Consider the following 21,126-nt stretch of genomic DNA (forward strand, 5'->3'; position numbering starts at 1 on the left):
CATCCGGACGGGCACCCGCCCTCATTTTCCCGTCCGCGGGGTGAGGCCGACAGGCCTCGGGACAACTGGATAGGAACGGTCACGGATGGGTGAGGAAGGCGTCCACGATCATGTAGTTGCCGTTGACCATGGTGCCGGTGATGGTGTGCACGCCGGGCTGAAGACCGGAGATGGAGACGACGGTCCCCTGGTACACCCGAGACGGCGTGACGAAGCTGACCGTCTTGTAGGGTGCGCCGTCGATCGCCAGATTGACGTCTCCTTCGTCGGTGTTCGTCTCGGAGATGATGTCGAGGCCGGTGCCGTTGAAGGTGAGGCTCCAGGAGTCGCCGGCGTTCTGCGTGGCCCAGATGTCGTTGAGGTAGGACTGGGCCCCTCCCGTGGCGCTGCCGCGCCAGACCCAGCCGCTTCCGGAGGGGCCGGTGTTGGTGTAGACCACTCCGGAGGTGTCGTTCAGCTCCTCGGGCTGGGTGGTCTTGGCCAGTTGGACCGTGACGTCGCTCTGCCCGCGTCGCACTGTCAGCGTGATCGGAGCGCCCGCCGCCAGCTTGTTGTAGGGCTGCCAGAACGTGTTGCGGTCATCGGTGACCTGGTTGCCGTTGATGGCTGTGATGTCGTCGCCGGTCTGCAGGCTCTTCTGGGCGGCGTAGGAGCCGGCCGGAACATCTGCCAGGTAGAGCCCGTAGTCGTTGGTGAGCCCGAGGGAGGACTGCACGGCGAGCGAGGGGATGTTGGTGGCTGTGGCTCCCATCAGCATCTCGGGCTGCGTGATCAGGCTTGGCGGGGGCGGAGTCCCGCCGCCGGAGCCGGGTCCGTACGGGAGGACGGCCTTGGGCGGCAGAGGTGCGCCCGTGGCACCGAAGCCGGTCATCGGGAAGTTGTTGTAGCCGATGCCGAGCGCGGGCGAGTCGGCTGCCACGGTGAAGTCATAGGTGGCCGCGGGGTCGGCGGCGGTGAACTTCGGGTCGGCGACGAGGGAGTGGACGTCCATGCCGTCCTGCACCCAGGACGACTGGGCGTTGATGGTCGTGCCGTCCGCGGACAGCAACTGGTTGCCGTGGCCGTCCGGGTTGACGTTGACCACGTTCCCGTCGTTCCAGAACACGTTGTCGTCGACCGTGTACTTGGCGGTCACGGGGTTGTTCAGGACGTTGCTGTAGGCCTGGCCGCCGAGCGTGATGTTGTGCTGGATGACGTCGCCGTCGTTGCTGTGGCTGACCTGTTCGAAGATGCTCCCGTTGACGAGCAGGTTGTTCTGCACGGTTCGGTCGAAGCCGTCGCGGAGCTTGATGCCGCCCTTGAGAAGCAGGTTGTCCGTGATGTTGAAGTTCGAGGAGCCGTCGTCCAGGTCGATCGCCCAGTCGCCGTCGTGCCAGAAGCGGTTGTGCGCGATGGTGATCGGCTTGACGACGTCGACTTTCATCAGGTCCTTGGCCTGGCTGTCGGTCAGTTGAGTACCGGTGCTTCCTTCGAAGGAGGTGCCCGCGGCGAGGGTGTTGTTGCCGGAGCTCGCCCAGAACCGAGAACGGCCCCAGACGTTGATCGATCCGTTGTCGCCGGTCTGCTGGACGCAGTTGAAGAGGTCGTTGTTCTCGATGCTGTCCCCGCCCCAGGTGCCGTCCTCGATGTTGAGGCAAGCGCGCGGGCTCCCGTCGATGGTGTTTGCGTCGACGGTGACGTCCATGCTCATGGAGATGTTCACTCCGGACGACTGCAGCTCGAACTGCCCCATGTTCTCCATGAGGTTGTTCTTCACGACGATGTCGCGAGGGTAGTTCTCGCTCTTCGGCCCAGCGCCGGTGTCATCGACGGGGACCGAGTCGTGGTAGTTGTCCGAGTAGTCGCGCACCGCGTCCGGAGAGCCGACGATCTGCACGTCCGTGGCGCCGTCGGACTCGAACGTGTTGTTGCTGATCACGTCGCCGCTGTTGTAGCCGTCCATGAAGACGCCGTTGCCGCCGAGTTGGTCGAAGAACGAGTTGGTCACCGTGATGTCGGCGGCGTTCTTCATGTAGACGGCGCCCTTGCGCACGATCGCCCAGTCACCCTTGGCGTCGCTTTGGAAGGTGCTGTCGAACAGCGTCCGGTGCGTGTCGGTGAAGTGCAGTCCGTTGAAGGTGATGTTCTGTACCGGGTGCTTGACGGACGTGCCGGTCAGCGTGATCAGCTGATCCTGTTCCGCGGTTTCCACGGTCGCGGTGGTCAGGTCGGTGCCGGCTGGCGGGTAGTACAGCAACTGGCCGCTGGTGCCGTCGTAGTACCACTCGCCGGGTGAGTCCAGTTCTTCCTTGACGTTCTCGACCATGACCGGGCCCACGCTGCCAGGTCCGTTGCCGACGCTCAGGCCGCAGTCCTGGCCCCGGTTGTTGTCCCCGACGTAGTGCAGGTCGAGGGCGTTGTTGCTGCGTCCGCTGACGGTGAACGAGACGCTGCCCCAGTCGCCGCAGTGCATGCCGCGCACCAGCGCGGTCGACGGGTCCGCCCACTTGGCCGACTCCTGGTTGAGGTCTGCGAGCGTCGTCGATCCTCCGAGGCGAGAAGCCGTGGGGTCGTAGTTCGGATAGCGTGCCAGGATCTGACGCCGCCCGTTGACGAAGAGGCCATCGACGCTCAGGCCCCTCGCAACGGTCGCCTCCATGATCTTGCTTCCGGTGTCGACGGGCTGCCAGTCCGGGTGCAGCAGGCGGCCCCCACTGATCGTCACCTCCGCCCCGGGGGCTGCGGTCCAGGTCACGGTGTGACCGTTCTGGCCGGAATCCTGCGGGCCGAACTGCAGCGGCGACGCGAGATAGTAGGTGCCGCCGGAGAGCTCGACGACGACGTCCTTGTGCTTGCCCTCGCCGCTGGCGAGAACCTGACGCTCGCGCTTCTGAGCGCCTGCCAGCGAGCACGGCAGGCGCTGGCTGCACGCCTGACCTGTGCCGCCCTCCGCCGCGTAGATGACCTTCGGCGATGGGCTCGCAGAGGCAACCGTCGGTGTCACGATCCCGGTGGCGACCACCGCTGCCGCGACGAACGCTTTCGCCCACATGGGCCTGAACATCGGATCTCCCTAGTGCTTGAACGAGCACTGCGATGGCGATACATCCGATGTGTATAACGGTTCAAAGCATTTGGTCTACGGTCCGCGCAAGAATCAGCCCGATTCATCGGGTGACTTGGCTCCTTCGGCGACTGTGACTGGTCGACGATCCACCGGCAACATCCGATGTATGCGCTGGAGCACAGGGCACCCACGCGCCTCCTGGCCGCCGCCGTCCGATGCGGCGACGCCGACGTCACGGCGGAGGCGGAGCGGGGCATGTCACGCAGGCACCTCGATCCTCGTGGTGGACATCGCTCACTGCGGCTGACAGGGCGTCAGGTCACCGATCACTCCGATCCGGATGCCCAGCCACGGGTAGGCGTGGTTGAAGAAGACGTTGTCCTGTGGTTGCAGTCCGACCGCGGAGGGCCACATCTGGTACGCCGACGAGTTGGAGATCCCGCCGTGCAGCCTCCGCCACACCCGCACCGAGCTCCCCCCGGACGGGGGCGGCGTGATCGTGTCGGTCCATTCGACGGCGTTACCGCCCTGGTCGAACGTGCCCCACGGTGAGGGCGTGAGCGCCTGGCCGACCGAGCTGAGGCTTCCTTGGTAGAGCGCTGCATACGCGATCGGGTCCAGCCCCAGCGGGTTGACCGTTGCGCACGCCTGGCGCGACACCTGCCCGGGGCACCAGCTCGGCGCGGGCTTGCCATCGGCGTGGTAGGAAGCCAGCGGCTGGGTCGACGCGTTGGTGACGTCGCCTGTCGTCGGGTTGAGGACGGTGGTTTGAGGGGCGGTTGCGTCCCCGTCACCGAAGACGCCCGGGTTCGTCGGATACTTCCAGTAGCTGAAGGTGCCGCCACCGCGGGGATCGTAGTAGGCCGCCTTGATCCACTCGTCCTGACTCGGCACGACGAACCCGGTGTTGTGAGTCCGGACCGCGTTCGGATCGGACAGGTCGTACATTCCGTTCTCCGTGCGCCCAGACAGCTGGACACGGTAGCTGACGTACCGGAAGTCGCCGCTCTGAGCGGTCGTCTTGGAGATCACCCGCCCGTTGTAGAGCGAATTGACGAAGCGTGCCGCCCGCAGGAAGTTCGCGAACCCGTATGGCTTGTCGGCCCACTGCGGATAGGCCACCGAGTAGTGCCGGCCAGGCTGGGCGCTCCCGGAGAAGTTGATCTGCCCGTACTTCGGCCACGCGGACGAACTTTCCGTCTCGTCGTAGAGCCCATGCGGATCGCTGCCGCTCGGGTCGGCCGTGTTCAGGAAGGCCACCCACTGCTCGACGGTGACCTCGAACTTGCCGATCTCGTAGGGTCGGGCGACGCCCCCGACCGTCACGCAGTCGGCCGAACCCGGGGGCGCGTCAGCGCACGATCGGTAGACCGCGTCCGTGAACGGGACAACGCCGACCGCCCGATTCCCTGGCGCGCCGACCTCCGCGGTCGTCACGTTGATGACCATGCCTCCGCGGCCCGCAGCGTCCGCGGGGGAGGCAACGGCGGCGGCGAGAGGGCCGGTCGCGACGGAGGGAGCGAGCACGGCCGCTGTGCCGCACACCGCCATCAAGGCCCTGGCGGGAAGGAGACGACTGGCAACGAACCGCATGAGCACACCCTTGGGATTGAGCACCACACTTCGTGCGCACACCGTAGTCAGGGACAACCCATCAGCGATCACCGGCACGCGGAAGGATCAGCCGGGTGGCGGCAGGGTGGACACGCCCGCGAGCAAGTCTGGCGGGGGTGCCCACCTGCCGATGATGACGAGCAGGATGACCAGTTCGAGCGCGCGGTTCGCAAACGCGATGCCCCCAATGCCTGTGTGGTGCGCGCATCCTACGGTCGTAGCAGCATTACGGGGAGCGCGTCGGCCGGGCCGATCACGTGCGTCGGAGCCGACCCGGCCTGTCGCGCTGTGCTTGCTGGTTCAGCCGCTGATCTCCGAGGGGTCGGTGATGCCGCGGTCTGCTGCCGGCTCTCCCACGGCTGGCTGCACCTCCGCAGTCGGCTGTTCCTGGGCCTCGTCGGCGTCGGGCCCCGGGTTGCTGTTCGCGTCGTCGCCGCTGCTTGCACCGCCGCCTACGTAGTTAGACATGTTCGCTACCCCGTTCGAATGACTGCTGGTCCCGCCATCGTGGCAGCCGGCAGGTGTCCGGGATGCGGGGCTGCGTGAAGTCAGGCCGAGCGCTCCGCTTGTGCATTGGGAGCAGCCGGCCTGTCGCGCGTTGTGGGGCCCGCACGGGCGTGGTGCGCTGAAACGACGCTACGGGGCAGCTCCGAGAGGAAGGTCGGACGCTCAGCTGAGCGCGCCTCCCGGGAACGGGCCGCAGAGCTCTGCTGGGATGCTCCTGAGCGGTAGTCAACGCGCATCACCCGGACCATCGTCACATATCCTTCACAAATGCGGGACACTGCCGAGGTGAATAGGATCATCACCCTCATCGCGACTGTGTGCGTGTTCACCCTCGCCGGATGCGCCAGCACCACCGCGACACCTTCTAGCGACTCCCGGCCCTCGGCCAGCATCACCATCCACGGCACGATCACGGCCACGGCCACGCCGTCGACGCCCAAGCCCAGCCCTAGCACGCCGAAGGCGAGCGCGGCCTCCTGGTAAAAGGCGAACGGCGGCGTGATCAGTACGCTGCAGGGCGACGTCAGCAGTGTCACCGCTGACCAGAGCAACAGCGACAACTTGAACGCGGACTGCCTGTCGCTCACGGCCGACGGGACCGTCGCGCAAGGCCTTCCGCCGATCCCGAACCCTGCAGCGCAGAACGCCTGGAGTTCGGCACTCCAGACGCTTCAGCAGGGCTGGCGGGACTGCAACGGCGGGATCAGCGACAGCAACTCATCGGAGATCAGCAACGCCGTGGCGGAAATCCAGTCGGCCGGAGCGCTACTGACGCAGACGAAGCGCCTGATCACCGGCACCTGACAAGGATAGGCAGATGGCCCCGCTGCCCATCATGGGCAGCGGGGCCAAGTCGTCTCCGCCGCCTAGCGTCGCGCCCTGCCGTCGTACGCGCGGGCTGCGTCGCCGACCTTGCCCAACGCTTCCCCTACACGCCGCTCCGCGTTGCGGCGCTCCGGCGACTTCGGCTTGCTTCCATAGGCAGTCATCAACTCAGCCAAGGCCATTACCACGCCATTTGACGCCTCTCGCAAAGGCGCGTCCTGGAGCATCGAGATGTGGGCGGTCGCTGCCGTCATGCGAGACATCGGACCCAGCACGATGGTCTCTTGGGCGCCGTCGGCAGCCCCACGCCATTCGGCTGCCGTACCAAGCCCTGTCGCCATGCCGTGGAATAGGTGACCTTCCTGGTTCCCGGCGATCACCTGCGTCACGGCTCGCGCGATGGTGCCGGTCACCACGCTCCTATCCCGCCAGCGTGTTTCCCAAGCGACCAGTGCCAGCTGCAGATCGAGGGCCGCCTGTATGAGCTCTTGCACCGCTGACCGCGCTTGCTGCTGTGCTGCTGATTTGGCAGCTCCTCGGTTGGAGATGGAGTTGGTCGCGATACCGCCAATGAAGATGGCCAGCGACCCACCCGCGCCGATCAGGGCTCCGGTGATAGTTGGATCCATAGCCGCCTACTGTGCCGCACTGGGTCTGGAAACAGGCAGTCAAGGCCATTGCCTCCAACACACTGACGCCACAAGCGGAATCGTTCTACGCTGCCCTACACACTGCCAAGGGGGGCACATGGGCTTCAACTACCGCAAGTCATTCAAGGCCGGACCGTTCCGCGTGACCGCGTCCAAGTCCGGGATCAGCTACAGCGCCGGCGTGAAGGGGATGCGGGTCACCAAACGCGCCAACGGCCGCGTCCAGACCACGCTCTCAGCCCCGGGCACCGGGCTGCGCCCCACGTCGACCAGCGGCAAGAAGACAACCACGCGTAAGGCCACAGCCAAACCCGCCGCTGCGCCGCGCACGAGCGCCCCGAGGCCGTCCGCGCCGCCGCAGCCAAAGTTGCCGACGGTCGAGCAGGTTCGCGCGTCGTGGCGCGCCACCGGCCGCATCCTCCCGACCCGGGATCCACGGATCAGCCCGGCCACAGCCGAGACCGTCGCCGGCCTCATGCTGATCATCGCCAAGCCCGGCGAGCAGATGCTGCTGATGGTGCGGATCAACAACCTGAGCCCGCTCCGAGACACGCTCATCCTCACCAACCAGCGGATCCTGCTGCTCCACTCGAAGCAGGCCCTGCGCGGTGCCCTGGCGAACGGCAGTGACCGCAGCCCCTCGGTGGTGATCCGGCTGCGCAGCAGCGCCTTCTCGAACAAGCTGATCATCGAGGACGCCTCGGACGGCGAGACGCTCTTTGCAGGCAGCCTGAACTTGAAGACGTTGAAGTGGCTGCGCGAGATCACAGCCCACGACCCGCTGTTCCAGCTGTAGCACAGTGGGCTGGGCAGGTTCGTGACGGCGCGGTCCTGGGTACGGTCGCTCCCGTAGTTCGCTGTCCGCCGTACCGCTTCACCTGCTGTTCGAGGACGCGACCAACTCAGGGATGGGGGACAGCTCCCACCCTCGTCCCGAATGGGAGATCAGCATGGCTCAGGGCACCGTGAAGTGGTTCAACTCGGAGAAAGGCTTCGGCTTCATCGAGCAGGCCGGCGGCGGCCCGGACGTCTTCGCGCACTACTCCGCGATCAGCGGCAACGGCTACCGCGAGCTCGTCGAGGGCGAGACCGTCACCTTCGACGTCGAGCAGGGCCAGAAGGGCCCTCAGGCCGCGAACATCGTCCGAGGCTGACCCCAGCCGCGGAGAGGCCCCGGCCGCCGATCAAGGGCGCCGGGGCTCTTGCCCTGCTCGGGAACCGGGACGTGCCGTCGGTGGCCTTTCCGGTCCGCTACATCGCTAGCAGGTCAAGTGTGGAGCGCCGGCGATTCTATGGGGCCGTACCAGTTTCCACCGATGCTGGTGAACATCTCCACGTAGTACGTGTGGCCCGTGGGCTCCCATCCGAACGACATGTTGTCCGCGACCGTGCAGTCCTGCGCGGAGTCCTCGGAACAGGACTCCTGCCACGTCTGCACGATCGAGCCGGTCTCGTTGATGAGTCGAAGTTGGACGGCGTCCACGATCCCGAGACCGTTGAGGTAGCCGCTGCCATTGATGGTGTTGCCGCTGGCGCTGATGCAAGGCCGCACCTGCACATCCTGGCCGTAGGGGTTGTAGTCGAACCATGCACGGCAGCCTCCCCCGCTTGCCGCGCTCGCGCTCCCCGTGGCCGTGATGGTTGCGCCGCCGGCGATTGCCAGGGTGGCTGCGGCCATGGCGATGGCGCGCTTGGTCTTCCCGAGCTTGAGCATTCGTTCCCCCTCATGTGGTCGCGGCCAGTCGTGGCCGCTCGACTTCCCCGTTGTTGCCGCTTGGGCCAGCCTTACGCGAAGCGGCCTGTCCAGGCTGCCTCGGGTGACTGCGTGGAGTCTCGTTTCCCGTACGAATCCGTACACCCCGCGCGTCTCAGAAGCTATGACGGCGGGTCACCGCGGGGAAGGATCAACTTGCACTGTGAACGGGCGCTTCCGGTGTCGGACTGCACAGCGAACCCACGGCCCATGTACAGGGATTGGGCACTCGTTGGACGAGGTCGACGCGAAGGAACCGGAGGCTGTCGGCTCGTTAACCGGTCATGACCGTTGCACCTGCCCGCCGCCCGACCGTGACATCTGTGCCCACTGCCGCGGCTGGGGGTTCGAGCCCGGCACCAGCGGTGACGACCGGCCAGCGTGTACGGCGTGCGCGGGTCATGGGGGCCAGAACCCACCCGAACTCGACTGCCCTGCGTGGGATCTGCACCCGGCACGGTAGGCGTCCAGCCTTGGATAGCCTCGGGCCGTCACCAATCTCGGGAGGGAACCCATGGCCGACCACATGACCGTGCTGACCACGACCGACAGTGCCGAGCGAGCGGCCGAGCTCGCCAAGGCAGCTGTCGAGGCCCGCGCCGCAGCGTGCGCGCAGATCGACGGCCCGGTCCGCTCCGTGTACTGGTGGGACGGTGCAGTGCAGGACGACGAGGAGTGGCGGATCCTGTTCAAGCTTCCCGCGGCGAAGTACGACGAGCTCGAAGCGCTGATCAAGCGGGTGCACACCTATGACACCCCGGAGATCATCTCCGCGACGATCGAGAAGGGCAGCGCCGAGTACCTCGCCTGGCTCGACACGGAGACCGCCCCGCGCTAGCCCAGGAGCGCCCGCAGTTCGTCCCGCAGCCGCCCACCGGAACCCCGGTCGGGCAGCTGCTGCGCGACCACCGAAAGGCGCTGCTTTCCGAGAGTCGCTTCCGAGCGCATCGTCACCTCGAACGCCTGGCGGGCGATCTGACTGCCCCGGTCCAGATCGCCGCGCTGAACATAGGAGAGGGCGACGTCGCCGAGGATGACCGCCCGTACCTTCGCGTCCTCGGGGCGCAGTGCCTGCAGCACGGCCTCACTGACCTCCCCAAGGTCCGGGTGGTCCAGGCGGGCATACGCGGCGACGGTCATGGAGTCCAGGCGGGCTCGGGAGAAGAACCGCACCCACGGCTGCTCCACCGTCGGGTGAGCGTAGTCGTACACAGCCTGGGCGCGCTCCAGAGCACGCAACGCCCCTTCGCGGTCGCCTATGGCCGCGGACTCTTCGGCTTCCCGCGCGGACACCCAGGCGCGTGCCGTGGCGCAGCCGGGCTGCCGTACGTGCTGCTGCGCGGCACGGAGCATGTCCCGGGCCCGGACCGGGTCGTCGACGGCGTAGCTGCCGTACGCGAGGACCAGGGCGAGGAGCGGCGAGTGGTCGGCTTCGTGGCCGGCCTGCGCTGCTGCCCCGTAGTAGTGCTGCGCGGCAGTCAAGTCGCCCATGTCGAAGGCCAGCCAACCGGCCAGCGCCGCCGTCTCCCCGGCGGTGACGAGCAGCTCGCGCCGATGTCGTCCGCCCGCGCCCAGGAGAACGGTCAGCTGGTCGAGGTGCTCGGCCAGGCCCCGGTACAACTCCCGGGCGGGCATGCGTTCCTCGGCCGCGAACAGGGCAGCGGTCCGCTCGGTCATCGCCGCGGAGACCGTTGAATCGGCTGGCCCGCTGCGACCAAGGGCGAAGGAAAGGCGGCTCCAGGGCTCGGCGGCGAGGCCGACACCAACGACGGCGGCGCCCATGAACTCGCGGCGTCTCACTGGATCCTCCGGTACGGCGTCCACGCTCGGGACGTCTTCCCCCAGCGTAGAAGCGCAACGCGCTGTTCGTGCAATCGCGGCGGCGCGCAGAAGTTCGCCTTCGGGGACGCCGTATGACTGGGCGTAGAGACGGACCATGCGGGGGCGGGGAACGCGCTTGCCGCGTTCGTAGCGGGACACCTCGGAGCGGGTGACGCTCTTGAGCGGGTCACCCATGAGCTTGCACAGTTCGTCGGCCTGTTCGGTCTGGGACCGTCCGGTGCGTACCCGCAGCCGACGTAACAGGTCGCCGAATGTCTCCGCCATGGCTCCCATATTGGCCCCCTGTTGGCCCCCTGTTGGCCCCCCGTCAGCGATTGGCCACCTTCCGTGGCCCTGACTGTCCGTCACCGCTGGTCGCGAAGCTGAACGGTGTAGGGGTGTGGCCGGAACGGATGCTGGGAGCAGCGAGTGAGTGCGAAGTTGACGGAGCAGGCGGAGGTACCGGCCGGGCCTCTACCGCGTGGCTATCTGACGCCTGCCTGTAAGGTTGGCGCCGACCGCTGGCCTGACCTGCACCAGCAGTGCCGGGCGCCTGGCTACCGGCATCACAGTCTGGGTTGGGTGCCGGTCGCCTGCGGCTGCACCTGCCACACCGAGGGAGCGGCGTCGTGAGCGGCGGCAGCGTGGAGTTCGAGCCGCGTGACGGCATGTACCGGCTGATCGTCGACGGGAAGCCGCTCGAAGGCGAGCCGGGGCAGCCACTGCGGTTCGAGACCGCCGCCGAGGCCGAGCGGGTCCGGTACAGCCGCGAGCAGCTGTTCGGGGGCCGACGGTGAGCGGGCCGCGTCCGGCGTACCCGGAGTACCCAGTGCCGTTCGACCGGCCTATGCCGGGCGCGCGCACGTGGACGCCGCCCGCACGGTCGCACTTCGGTACGTGCAACGCCGCGACTGCCGACGACCACGTCTGCCCGGTCGATGTGTACCGGATCAACGGCCGAGTGATGGGCTGCGACTGCTCCTGCCATGACGAGCGCCGGGTCCGGCTGCGGGGCGCGAAGCGGTAGGTCTCCCGCCCGAACTACCACGGAAGGTTGCCGGATCAGCCGGCGAGGCCGGTCAGGCGGAAGCAGGCGCCGCCGCCGGCCGCACCGGGGAGGGACTCGGCCGTGAGGTCCGCACCGTGGGCGCGGGCGATCTGACGGGCCATGGCGAGGCCGAGACCGGAGCCAGGGAGGGAGCGGGCGGCTCCCGCGCGATAGAAGCGGTCGAAGAGGTACGGCAGGTCGTCGTCGGAAATGCCCGGGCCGTGGTCGCGGACGGAGAGCTCCAGCGTGTCGCCGGCGTTGCCGCGTGCGACACGGACCTCGACCGGGCCACGTCCGGCGCCGAATTTCGCCGCGTTGTCGAGCAGGTTCGCCAGCAGTCGGGACAGCCGCGCGGGGACGCCCGAGACCAGCGCGTCGGCGACGTCCGGACTGTGGGTGAGGGTGAACTCCTGCCCGGGCCAGTGCTCGCGCGCGGCGGCGACGGCGTGCTCGACCAGGGGCAGCACCCGGACGGGTTCCAGCAGCGCCTGCGGCTCTTCGTCGCGGGCGAGTTCGACGAGGTCGTTGACCATACCGGTGAGCTCACGCAGTTGACGACCGAGTGCACCGGCCGCGCGGTCGCGCTGGGCGTCGGTCAGGCGGTCGGCGCGGGCGAGAAGTTCGGCGTTGGTGCGCAGCGCCGTGAGCGGGGTGCGCAGTTCGTGGGAGGCGTCGGCGACCAGGCGGCGCTGCGCGGTGACCGAGTTTTCGAGGGCGTCGAGCATGGTGTTGAAGCTGTCGCCGAGGCGGGAGATCTCGTCCGGGCGCTGCCGGGGAGCGGCGTGGGAGGCGATGCGGTGGTGCGGGTCGCGGGTGGTGGTGATGCGTTCGACCGTGGCGGTCAGCCGGGTGACCGGGCGCAGTCCGGTCCGGGAGACCCACCAGCCGAGGAGCCCGGCGACCAGCACGCCCGCGGCGCCGGTCGCGGCCAGTACGGCGGCTGACTGACCCACGGCCCGTTGGACTCCGTCGGAGCGCAGCGCGACCTGGAGGGCCTCGCCGGAACCGAACCGGGTGACGAGCATCCGGGCGGGCTGCCCGTCTACGGTGGTCGTGGTGTAGTACGGCGCACGTGTCCCGGCCGCGACCTCGCGGACGGCGGGGCTGACCTGCAGGACGTACGCGTCGGCGGGCGCACGGGGGTCGCGGGCGGAGTCGCCCGGGACCACCTGCGTGCAGGCAGGGGCAGCCAGGTAGCGGCACTGCCCTGACAGCACGCCGGGCGGCTCGCCGCTGTGCTGCTGGACGGCGACGGTGGCGGCCTGGGTGAGGTCCAACTCCAGTTGGTGGGTGAGCTCGTAGCGGATGAGGATGAAGGCGGCCCAGGTCAGGCCGACGGCGACGGCGGCGACGGCGAGGGCGGCGGTGCAGGCGAGCCGGGCGCGCAGGGTGAGGGCGGGCAGCCTCGGCGGCCGGAGGACGGCCGTGAGCCGGGTCCGCCCGGAACGCTGGCTCACTGTGCGGCCAGGCGGTAGCCGAGCCCGTGCACGGTCTGCACCAGTCGCGGCTCGCCGTCGGCCTCCAGCTTGCGCCGCAGGTAACCGACGTAGACGGCCAGGGAGTTGGAGTCCGGACCGAAGTCGCGGCCCCAGACCCGCTCCAGCAGGGTCTCCCGGGTGAGCGTCTGCTCGGGGTGCTGCAGCAGGAGCTCCAGCAGCGCCGCCTCGGTCCGGCTGAACTCCAGCAGCCGGTCGCCGCGGCGTCCGGTGCGGGCGGCCGGGTCGAGCGTCAGGTCGGCGTAGTGCAGGTCCTCGTCCGGCAGCTCGGGCGCGGTGCGGCGCAGCAGGGCGCGGACGCGGGCCGTCAGCTCGTCGAGGGCGAAGGGCTTGACGAGGTAGTCGTCCGCGCCGGCGTCCAGTCCGTCGACGCGGTCGCTGACGCTGTCACGGGCGGTGAGCACGAGGACGGGCGTGCGGTCGCCGATCGCGCGCAGTCTGCGGCAGACGGCAAGGCCGTCCAGGACGGGCATCATCAGGTCGAGCACGATCGCTGCCGGCTCATCGGCGGCGATCTTGGCGAGAGCGTCGTGTCCGTCGACCGCCAGGAGCACGTCGTACCCCTCGACGGCGAGGCCGTCCGCGACAGCAGCGCGTACCTCGGGGTCGTCGTCGACCACCAGGATCCGTGTCACCAGTCGGCTCTCCTTCCACACCTGGGCCTCGGGCAGACCATCATGGCAAAGCAGATCGGGCAAACCACTGTAGAACGGGCCCGCACCGAAGCTCTTAGAACCCTCTTAGCCCAGGTCACCACGGTGGAGCCATGCACACTCCCGTATCGGTGGTCATCGGCGCCGGAGGAACCGGCGGACACATCTACCCAGGGCTCGCCCTGGCGGAGGCGCTCAGGAGAGCCGACCCCACGGCGGTGGTCTCGTTCGTGGGGACCGAGCGCGGCCTGGAGACGCGGCTGATCCCGCAGGCCGGCTACCGCCTGCACACCGTGGACATGATCCCCTTCGACCGTTCGCTCGGCGCCCGCCGGTACCTGCTGCCGGCCGACCTGCTGCGCTCGGCCCGACAGGCGCGACGGGCGATCGAGCGCCAGGGCGCCCAGGTAGTGGTCGGGATGGGCGGGTACGCCTCCGCTCCGGCGGTGCTGGCCGCGCGACTGGCCGGACTGCCGAGCCTGGTGCACGAGTCGAACGCGGTGCCAGGACGAGCGAACGTCTTCGCGGCGCGGCTGACGCCGCATGTCGCGCTCGCCTTCGAGGAGAGCCGGGCCCATCTGCCCGGAGCGAGTCGCGAGCGGGCGGTCACCGTCGGCATGCCGCTGTCCGGCCCGCTGGCCCGCATGGACCGGCAGGCGCTGCGCGGTTCGGCGCGTCAGCAGCTGGGCGTCCCGCCGGGCGTACGCCTGGTGCTGTTCAACGGCGGAAGCCTGGGGGCGCAGCGACTGACCGAGGCCGCACTGGACCTCGCCCGGCGCTGGCGTCACCGGCCCGACGTCCGACTGCTCGTCAAGACGGGGCCGCAGCAGCTGGACCAGGCCCGCGCGGCCCTGCTGCGCGAGGGCGGCGCGGCCGTCGCACAGGCGGTTCCCTACCTGGACCGGATGGACCTCGCCTACGCCGCGGCGGACGTCGTGGTCTGCCGCGCCGGATCGGCGACGGTCGCCGAGCTGGCGACGACCGGTGTCCCGGCGATCCTGGTCCCCTACCCCCACGCGCCCGGCGACCACCAGTTCCACAACGCCAAGGTGCTCGCCGACGCGGGCGCGGCGCACATCCTGCGCGACGGCGACACCACCGCGGAGGCGCTGGCGGTGCTGCTCGACCCGCTACTCGCCGACCCGACCCGCCTCGCCGCGATGAGCGGCTCCGCGGACCCCGGCACCCATGCCGACGCCGCCGACCTGCTCGCCGAGTACGTCCGGCGGCTCGCCGACCGCATCCCCGGCCCGACCCCGTACCCCCACTCCCTGGAGCACGCAGCATGAGCATCACCGACCTGTCGGACAAGACGATCGACACGAGCACGAGCACGGGCCCGAGCGGCCGGTGGGCCGGGCGGACCGTGCTGGTGACAGGAGCGGAGGGCTTCATCGGCTCGACCCTGGTCGACCTGCTCGTCGCCCGCGGCGCGCGGGTGCGGGCGTTCGTCCACTACAAGCCGTATGCCGACCGTGGCCACCTGGCCGGGTACCTCGACCACGACCGCGTCGAGATGCTGGCGGGCGACGTGCGCGATGCGGGCCGGGTCAGCGACGCGGTCGAGGGATGCGACACGGTCTTCCACCTCGCCGCGCTGATCGGCATCCCCTACAGCTACGACTCGCCCGGCGCCTACGTGCAGACCAACGTCGTCGGTACCGAGCACGTGTTGGAGGCCTGCCGCCGGCACGGCGTGCGGCGCCTGCTGCACACCTCCACGAGTGAGGTCTACGGCACCGCGCGCACCGCCCCGATCCGTGAGGACCACCCGCTCCAGCCGCAGTCGCCGTACTCGGCGTCGAAGATCGCGGCGGACATGATGGCGCTGAGCTTCCACCACGCCTTCGAGCTGCCGGTGACCGTGGTGAGGCCCTTCAACACCTACGGTCCACGCCAGTCCGCCCGCGCAGTGATCCCCTCGATCCTGGCCCAACTGCACGCGGGAGCGAAGGAACTGAGGATGGGTTCGCTGACTCCGACCCGCGACTTCACCTACGCCACGGACACCGCTGCCGGCTTCCTGGCGCTGGCGGACTGCGACCGCGCCGTGGGCGAGGTCGTCAACCTGGGAACCGGACAGGAGATCTCCATCGGCGACCTCGCCCGGTCACTGATCGAGGCCTCTGGCCGTACGGACGTCGAGATCACCGTCGACCCGGCCCGCCTCCGCCCGAGCGGCAGCGAGGTCCACCGGCTGCTGTCGGACAACTCCCGCGCCCACGACTGGTCCGGCTGGCGGCCGGAGGTGACCCTCGCCGAGGGCCTGGCCCGGACTTCTGCCTGGGTCGCGGGCAATCTGCACCTGTTCGACCCGCGACGCTACGCGGTCTGACGGAGTCCCGGCTCCACGCGGAGGAGATGACGCTCAGTCCGGACCAGAGCGAACACCGAATCGCCGGAAGCATACGGGAGTTGCCGACCCGTCAGATCCACCCGTGCATCCGGACCCGCTCCGAGGCGACTGCACGAGTCGTTGACCGGAGGGACAGCAGTGCCTAGGCTCCCATCTATTGATGTTTGAACTTGCGCAGAGCTGTTGAACTTTGATCGGTTTCTACAAGGGTGGCAGACCCTGGAGGAGCACGATGAGAAGACCGATACGCGCCATGGCGGCTGCGCTGACAGCCGGACTGACACTCTTCACCGGGGTGATCGTCTCCGCCCCGACCGCGGCGCAGGCCGAGGACAACGGCGTCGGGCTCAAGCCCGCCATGGGGTGGAGCAGTTGGAGCTTTCTGCGGAGCCATCCGACCGCGGCAGCGCTTGACGCCGCCGCCGACGCGATGAAGGCCAGCGGGCTCGCCAAGGTGGGCTACCAGTACGTCAATCTCGACGACTTCTACTACCAGTGCCCCGGCAGCCAGGGGCCGGACGTCGACCAGTACGGCCGGTGGGTGACCGATCCGAGCAAGTTCCCGCCGTCCGGCTCGGAGAACGGGATCAAGGCTGTCGGCGACCATATCCACACGGACGGCCTGAAGTTCGGCCTGTACGTCACACCCGGGATATCCAAACAGGCCGTCGCCGAGAACACCCCGATCGAAGGCACCCCCTACCACGCCGACGACATCGCAGAGCCCAACACCTCGGAGAGCAACTACAACTGCGGCGGCATGGTCGGCATCGACTACAGCAAGCCCGGCGCCCAGGCGTTCATCGACTCATGGGCCGACGAGATGGCCTCGTGGGGCGTGGACTACCTCAAGATCGACGGCGTCGGTTCCTGGGACGTCCCGGATGTCGCCGCCTGGTCCAAGGCGCTGCGGCAGACCGGGCGTCCCATCCACCTCGAGCTCTCCAACAGCCTGTCCGTCTCCGACGCCTCGACCTGGGCGGAGTACGCCAACGGCTGGCGGACCGGCGGCGACATCGAGTGCTACTGCGGCACGAACGGCAGCAGTTACCCGCTCACCTCCTGGAACAGCGTGGCCAGCCGGTTCGACGAGGTCGCGGACTGGCAGCCCTACGGCGGCCCCGGTGCGTTCAACGACTACGACTCCGCAGAGGTCGGCAACGGCAGCAACGACGGCCTCACGCCCAACGAACGCCAGACTCAGCTGAGCCTGTGGGCGATGGCTGCCTCACCGCTGATCCTCGGCACCGACCTGACCCATCTCGACCAGACCGACCTGGGATACCTCAAGAACACCGACGTGATCGCCGTCGACCAGGACGGCATCGACGCCAAGCGCATCGCGGACACGAGCACCTCACAGGTCTTCACCAAGAAGGAAGCCACCGGGGACGGCATCGTCGCTCTCTTCAACACCAGTGACGAACAGCAGTCCATTTCCACCTCGGCCTCCGCGATAGGCATGGCCTCCGGCCCTGCCTACACTCTCACCGATCTGTGGACGCATCGGACGACCGAGACGGCCGGCACGATCACCGCGGTGGTCCCGGCGCATGGCACCGCCCTGTACCGCGTCAGGACCGACCCGCAGTGGAACCTCTACCCGCCGTCGGTGAACGCCGCAGTCCAGCTCCCCCTGCCCTACCCCGGAGCCACCCCCGTCGTCACCGCAGGAGGGGCCAGCACGGTCCAGACCACCGTCACCAACACCGGTCGCGCTCCCGCCCGGGACATCCGGGCGTCGCTGTCCGCACCGGCCGGCTGGTCGGTCACAGCGGACTCGGCGAGCAGCACACCCACTCTCGGCACGAACGCGACGTTCGAGACCGCATGGACGGTCTCAGCGCCGGCGACGGCGACGCAAGGCTCATACAGCCTCACCATGACCGAACACCATGCAACCGGGTCGTCCACCGAGACGGTCGACGTCGTCATCCCGCCCCCGCCACCGACCGGAACCACCCAACTCGCCGGCGTCCCCTGGCTCCAGGAGACCATCGGCTGGGGCACGCTGCACGAGAACGAGAGCGTCGGCGGCAACCCCCTCACGATCGGGGGCGTCGTCTACCCCACCGGGATCGGGACCCACGCCGACAGTCTGCTGGAGTACTACATCGGCCAGAAGTGCTCATCGGTATCGACCACCGTCGGCATCGACAGCGAAGTCGGCAACAGCGGATCCGTCGACTTCCAGATCTGGGCCGACGGCAAGCAGGTCGCGGACAGCGGAGTGATGACCGGAGGCGAACCCGGCAAGACGCTGACCGCCGATCTCTCAGGCGCGCAGTTCCTGCGACTCGTCGTCAACCACGTCGGCGACAACATCAACTACGACCACTCCGACTGGGCCAACGCTCAAATCACCTGCGCCTCCTAGAATCACGAGATCACTCTTCTCTGCGCGACTGCGGCTGTGGGCTCCGGGCGGAAGTGACACCCGGAGCCCACGTCGTGCCGGAGCAATCGTCAGGACTTGTAGTCGCGCCGCGCGGCGCTGTGTTCCGCGTGGCGGTCAGAGTCCTGCGCCGCTGCCCTGTCGCAGCAGGGTAGTCGCAGGCAGATCGCCTGGTGTGCCATTTTCAGAGGACGTTAAGTCCGCCTTTGGTAGCGGCCGCGTCCGGGTTGGTCGAGGAGTCCCTGGCGGACGAGTCGTCCCAGGCGGGAGCGGGTGACGTTGATCGTGGGCTCGTCGGTGGGCAGCCCGAGGCGTTCGTGTAGCTCGCGGACCCGGAAGACCCGGTCGGGGTGCCCGTTGAAGGCGGTCACGATGCGCTGGTAGACGGTGTCCGTGGCCAAGGGAGCTGGTTGCCGGTCGGGTGGAGTGAGGCCGTCGATGACCTTGCGGGCCGCGGCGAGCCCGGCCAGGTGGTCGACACCGGCTTCAAAACGCCGTCGTCGAGCACGGAGCCACCCTGGGCATCGACGTCGAAGTCGTCCACCGCAAGTCCGACATCTCGAGATTTCACGTGGTGAAAAGGAGGTCGGTAGTCGAACGGAGTCTCGGTTGGGTCATGCTGAGACGGCGCCTCGCCCGCGACTACGAGATCCTCCCGGCCAGCTCCGAAGCCATGATCCACATCGCCTCGATCCTCAACCTCGCCAAGCGTATAACGGACGAGACCACACCAACCTGGCGAGGTACGTACTAGGGCATCAAGGGCAAACTACTCACACAAGATGCCCTCACAGAGTTCCCGGAGGACTCACCTGCGAGTTCTGTCGGCTGGCTTCGAACGATTCTCTTGGCCCCAAGGGACCGAGACCTTTGGCCCCAGGCGGGGGGCTTCGCGGCGATGTGTGACCGGGAGAATTGGCCCCACCAGTGGGTCGCCAGTGCTTGATCCTCTGTCAGTGTGTGTGCGCCTGGAGGGCTTGCGCCAGCGGAGTTGTAATGCGCTGGACCCTGGGCCAGGGCAGCGGCTCTCGTCGTCCCTGCCAGGTCAGGTGGACGAGGGCGAACCAGCCGTTCTCGACCTTCACGGTGAACACGACGTCGTCGCAGCCCTGGCAGTGCGCGATCGCGGTGATGGGCTGGTCGAAGAGCGGGTGGCCACTGGGGGCTTCTGCTCGTAGCTCGACCTCCAGCGCAGTGCGCCTGTCGACGGGAGTGAACACCCAGGGCTCGGGCAGTTCCGGTTTCCAGTCAGCATGATCGAACAGATAGTCCAGGCTCGGATCCGATCCGCCATCGACCCAGGCCCCTTCCGCCCCCTCGTGGCGCCAGGCGAGTCGACGGCAGCCCGGGCAACGGTGAACCTCGCGTCCGCCGAGGCCACCGGCCCGGTCTTCGGGCAGCATCTGGTTCAACGGACGGTCGGCAAGCGATTCACCACACGAGGGGCAAAGATCCATCTGCCCAGAATGCCTGATCGAGGGTGATCAGAGCCGGGTCGGGGCCCTTCCTCGGTGCTGTGATGGTGGCCGGTCCTCGTCGCGGGTCAAGGTCGTTCGTCCACCGGCTTCGGCGGCGGGCGCTCCACCTTGACCCGTTCCTGCGGCCGGCGGATTCGGCACCTGTGGAGGAAGGGCCGGGTGTGTGGTCGTCAGCTGGCGGTGCGTTGCTGCTCGGCCCGGGCTCGGGCGGTGGCGAGGCGATAGGAGTCAGTCCCGGTGAGACGGGGCGGTGTGCGATGTTCACGAGATGCGACAGCACTCTGTTCGATCCGCCACCTCGCCCTCGTCTTCGGCATCCGTGCCGGCATCGCCGTGCGATGTGCCGCCGCCGCGCACCCCGACAAGGCCCTGCCCAGGATCCGCTGATCCGGGAAGGGCCCGGCCGAGGACGCATCCGTTCCGTGACGGGTGCTCAGGCGGTTTCGTCGTCGTAGCCGAGGTTGCCGCCAAGTTCGCGGGATGCCTGCGCCTGGGCGAGGAGTTCCCTGGACTTGGCCTCGGCGCCTTCGATGGCGTCGGCGCCGGCGACGAAGCGCAGCGGGGGCTGGTCCTGGTTGGCGATGGTCAGCAGGGCCTGGGCGAGCTTGACGGGGTCGCCGGTCTGCCGGCCGTTCATGCTCTTCCAGGCCGTGATCGTGGCGGTGGTGCGCTCGGCGTAGTCGTCGATGGTCGGCTCGGGCCAGGTCGTGGAGGCGTCCACCAGGAGTTCGGTGCGGAAGAAGCCGGGTTCCACGACCGTGGTGCGGATGCCGTAGGGCTCGACGTCGTAGCGCAGGGACTCCATCCAGCCCTCGACGCCGAACTTGGAGGCGGCGTAGGCGACGCAGAACTCCTGGCCGATCAGTCCGGCGGAGGAGGAGAGGGTGATGATGTGGCCGGCGCGCTGCTTGCGCAGGATCGGCAGGATCGCGCGGGTGACGTTCATCGGGCCGAAGAGGTTCGTCTCGAACTGCTGGCGCATCTGCTCGGGCGTGATCTCCTCGAAGTAGCCGGCGAAGAAGTTCCCGGCGTTGTTGACCAGGACGTCGATGCGGCCGAAGCGGTCGACGGCTGCCTGCGCGGCTCCCTGGGCGTCGTCCAGGCTGGTGATGTCCAGCTTGGCGACCAGCAGGTTGTCCTGCGGTCCGCCGAGGGTCTTCTCGACCTCCTCGGGGCGGCGGCCGGTGGCGACGACCTGGTGGCCCGCCTTCAGTGCCTGGAGGGCGATGTCCGTGCCCAGACCGCGCCCGGCGCCGGTGATGAAAATGACCTTGCTCATGAGGGGGTTTCCTTTCAAGCACCGGGCTCGGCGCCCGGTGTGGTGTTGATGTGCGGTGTCAACGCGGGCGTTGTCCGCCACGCCTCCGTCGGCGAGCTGTGGATCATGCCTGGTCGGTCGGGCGACAAAAAACCCAGCCCCCCGCACCGCCGGCGGGGGGGGGGGGGCAGGAAGGGGAACCCCCCCCCCATGAGAAGGGGGGCGG

The 21,126-nt window shown here is 68.5% G+C and carries 20 protein-coding genes and 1 pseudogene; 8 read left to right on the forward strand and 13 right to left on the reverse strand.

Going from position 1 to position 21,126, the window contains the following annotated elements; translation table 11 throughout:
• Nucleotides 1–79 precede the first annotated feature (79 nt).
• The 6 genes from ABH940_RS33290 to ABH940_RS33315 all read right to left on the reverse strand — a co-directional run bounded on the left by ABH940_RS33290 (nt 80) and on the right by ABH940_RS33315 (nt 6,621).
• Nucleotides 80–3,043: a PDZ domain-containing protein gene (locus tag ABH940_RS33290; RefSeq protein ID WP_370106976.1), complete on the reverse strand. Its 2,964-nt coding sequence runs from the start codon at nt 3,041–3,043 to the stop codon at nt 80–82.
• Between the two features lie 297 nt (nt 3,044–3,340).
• Nucleotides 3,341–4,483 (reverse strand): hypothetical protein, encoded by a 1,143-nt coding sequence (locus tag ABH940_RS33295; RefSeq protein WP_370106977.1) that lies wholly within the window; start codon nt 4,481–4,483, stop codon nt 3,341–3,343.
• Between the two features lie 477 nt (nt 4,484–4,960).
• Nucleotides 4,961–5,128: a hypothetical protein gene (locus ABH940_RS33300; RefSeq protein WP_370106978.1), complete on the reverse strand. Its 168-nt coding sequence runs from the start codon at nt 5,126–5,128 to the stop codon at nt 4,961–4,963.
• An 80-nt stretch (nt 5,129–5,208) separates the two neighbouring features.
• Nucleotides 5,209–5,754, reverse strand: a complete 546-nt coding sequence (locus ABH940_RS33305) for a hypothetical protein (RefSeq protein ID WP_370106979.1) — start codon at nt 5,752–5,754, stop codon at nt 5,209–5,211.
• Nucleotides 5,755–5,838: 84 nt separating this feature from the next.
• Nucleotides 5,839–5,967, reverse strand: coding sequence for a hypothetical protein (locus ABH940_RS33310; RefSeq protein WP_370106980.1), 129 nt, complete (start codon nt 5,965–5,967; stop codon nt 5,839–5,841).
• A gap of 66 nt (nt 5,968–6,033) precedes the next feature.
• Complete coding sequence (locus tag ABH940_RS33315; RefSeq protein WP_370106981.1) at nt 6,034–6,621, reverse strand: hypothetical protein; 588 nt, start codon at nt 6,619–6,621, stop codon at nt 6,034–6,036.
• A 118-nt stretch (nt 6,622–6,739) separates the two neighbouring features.
• Between ABH940_RS33315 and ABH940_RS33320 the strand changes: the two genes are divergently transcribed.
• On the forward strand, nt 6,740–7,438 hold the full coding sequence (locus tag ABH940_RS33320; RefSeq protein WP_370106982.1) for a DUF4236 domain-containing protein: 699 nt from the start codon (nt 6,740–6,742) through the stop codon (nt 7,436–7,438).
• A 154-nt stretch (nt 7,439–7,592) separates the two neighbouring features.
• A complete protein-coding gene (locus ABH940_RS33325) occupies nt 7,593–7,796 on the forward strand; it encodes a cold-shock protein (protein ID WP_370106983.1) in 204 nt (67 codons plus the stop codon).
• Between the two features lie 113 nt (nt 7,797–7,909).
• Here the strand turns inward: ABH940_RS33325 and ABH940_RS33330 are convergent, their stop codons facing one another.
• Nucleotides 7,910–8,356, reverse strand: a complete 447-nt coding sequence (locus ABH940_RS33330; RefSeq protein ID WP_370106984.1) for a hypothetical protein — start codon at nt 8,354–8,356, stop codon at nt 7,910–7,912.
• A gap of 553 nt (nt 8,357–8,909) precedes the next feature.
• Here ABH940_RS33330 and cutA point away from each other — a divergent pair.
• Nucleotides 8,910–9,233, forward strand: a complete 324-nt coding sequence (cutA, locus tag ABH940_RS33335) for a divalent-cation tolerance protein CutA (RefSeq protein WP_370072433.1) — start codon at nt 8,910–8,912, stop codon at nt 9,231–9,233.
• Here cutA and ABH940_RS33340 read toward each other — a convergent pair.
• A complete protein-coding gene (locus ABH940_RS33340) occupies nt 9,230–10,501 on the reverse strand; it encodes a helix-turn-helix domain-containing protein (RefSeq protein ID WP_370072431.1) in 1,272 nt (423 codons plus the stop codon). The two genes, cutA and ABH940_RS33340, sit on opposite strands and share 4 nt — an antisense overlap.
• A gap of 344 nt (nt 10,502–10,845) precedes the next feature.
• Between ABH940_RS33340 and ABH940_RS33345 the strand changes: the two genes are divergently transcribed.
• Nucleotides 10,846–11,013, forward strand: coding sequence for a hypothetical protein (locus ABH940_RS33345; protein WP_370106985.1), 168 nt, complete (start codon nt 10,846–10,848; stop codon nt 11,011–11,013).
• Between the two features lie 265 nt (nt 11,014–11,278).
• Here ABH940_RS33345 and ABH940_RS33350 read toward each other — a convergent pair whose 3' ends face one another.
• Together ABH940_RS33350 and ABH940_RS33355 are read right to left on the reverse strand one after the other, a co-directional pair.
• Complete coding sequence (locus ABH940_RS33350) at nt 11,279–12,721, reverse strand: ATP-binding protein (protein WP_370072428.1); 1,443 nt, start codon at nt 12,719–12,721, stop codon at nt 11,279–11,281.
• Nucleotides 12,718–13,398: a response regulator transcription factor gene (locus tag ABH940_RS33355; RefSeq protein WP_370106991.1), complete on the reverse strand. Its 681-nt coding sequence runs from the start codon at nt 13,396–13,398 to the stop codon at nt 12,718–12,720. Before ABH940_RS33355 ends, ABH940_RS33350 begins: the two co-directional genes overlap by 4 nt.
• A 128-nt stretch (nt 13,399–13,526) precedes the next feature.
• Between ABH940_RS33355 and murG the strand changes: the two genes are divergently transcribed.
• The 3 genes from murG (at nt 13,527) to ABH940_RS33370 (ending at nt 18,146) form a co-directional block, all read left to right on the forward strand.
• On the forward strand, nt 13,527–14,702 hold the full coding sequence (gene murG / locus ABH940_RS33360; protein ID WP_370106986.1) for an undecaprenyldiphospho-muramoylpentapeptide beta-N-acetylglucosaminyltransferase: 1,176 nt from the start codon (nt 13,527–13,529) through the stop codon (nt 14,700–14,702).
• Nucleotides 14,699–15,748 carry a GDP-mannose 4,6-dehydratase gene (locus ABH940_RS33365; protein WP_370072426.1) on the forward strand — a complete coding sequence of 350 codons (1,050 nt, stop codon included), beginning with the start codon at nt 14,699–14,701 and terminating at the stop codon, nt 15,746–15,748. The genes murG and ABH940_RS33365 overlap by 4 nt, the downstream gene beginning before the upstream one ends.
• Before the next feature lie 253 nt (nt 15,749–16,001).
• On the forward strand, nt 16,002–18,146 hold the full coding sequence (locus ABH940_RS33370; RefSeq protein ID WP_370106987.1) for an NPCBM/NEW2 domain-containing protein: 2,145 nt from the start codon (nt 16,002–16,004) through the stop codon (nt 18,144–18,146).
• Nucleotides 18,147–18,358: 212 nt separating this feature from the next.
• Here the strand turns inward: ABH940_RS33370 and ABH940_RS33375 are convergent, their stop codons facing one another.
• On the reverse strand, nt 18,359–18,565 hold the full coding sequence (locus ABH940_RS33375) for a type IV toxin-antitoxin system AbiEi family antitoxin domain-containing protein (protein ID WP_370106992.1): 207 nt from the start codon (nt 18,563–18,565) through the stop codon (nt 18,359–18,361).
• 72 nt (nt 18,566–18,637) lie between these two features.
• Between ABH940_RS33375 and ABH940_RS33380 the strand changes: the two are divergent.
• Nucleotides 18,638–18,918, forward strand: a pseudogene (locus tag ABH940_RS33380) (transposase); the annotation flags it as partial.
• A gap of 199 nt (nt 18,919–19,117) precedes the next feature.
• On the opposite strand, the gene ABH940_RS33385 reads toward ABH940_RS33380, so the two are convergent.
• Nucleotides 19,118–19,621, reverse strand: a complete 504-nt coding sequence (locus ABH940_RS33385; protein WP_370106988.1) for a hypothetical protein — start codon at nt 19,619–19,621, stop codon at nt 19,118–19,120.
• A gap of 454 nt (nt 19,622–20,075) precedes the next feature.
• A complete protein-coding gene (locus tag ABH940_RS33390; RefSeq protein WP_370072423.1) occupies nt 20,076–20,921 on the reverse strand; it encodes an SDR family oxidoreductase in 846 nt (281 codons plus the stop codon).
• Nucleotides 20,922–21,126: the final 205 nt, after the last annotated feature.

The organism is Streptacidiphilus sp. BW17 (assembly GCF_041262485.1).
Taxonomy (GTDB): domain Bacteria; phylum Actinomycetota; class Actinomycetes; order Streptomycetales; family Streptomycetaceae; genus Streptacidiphilus.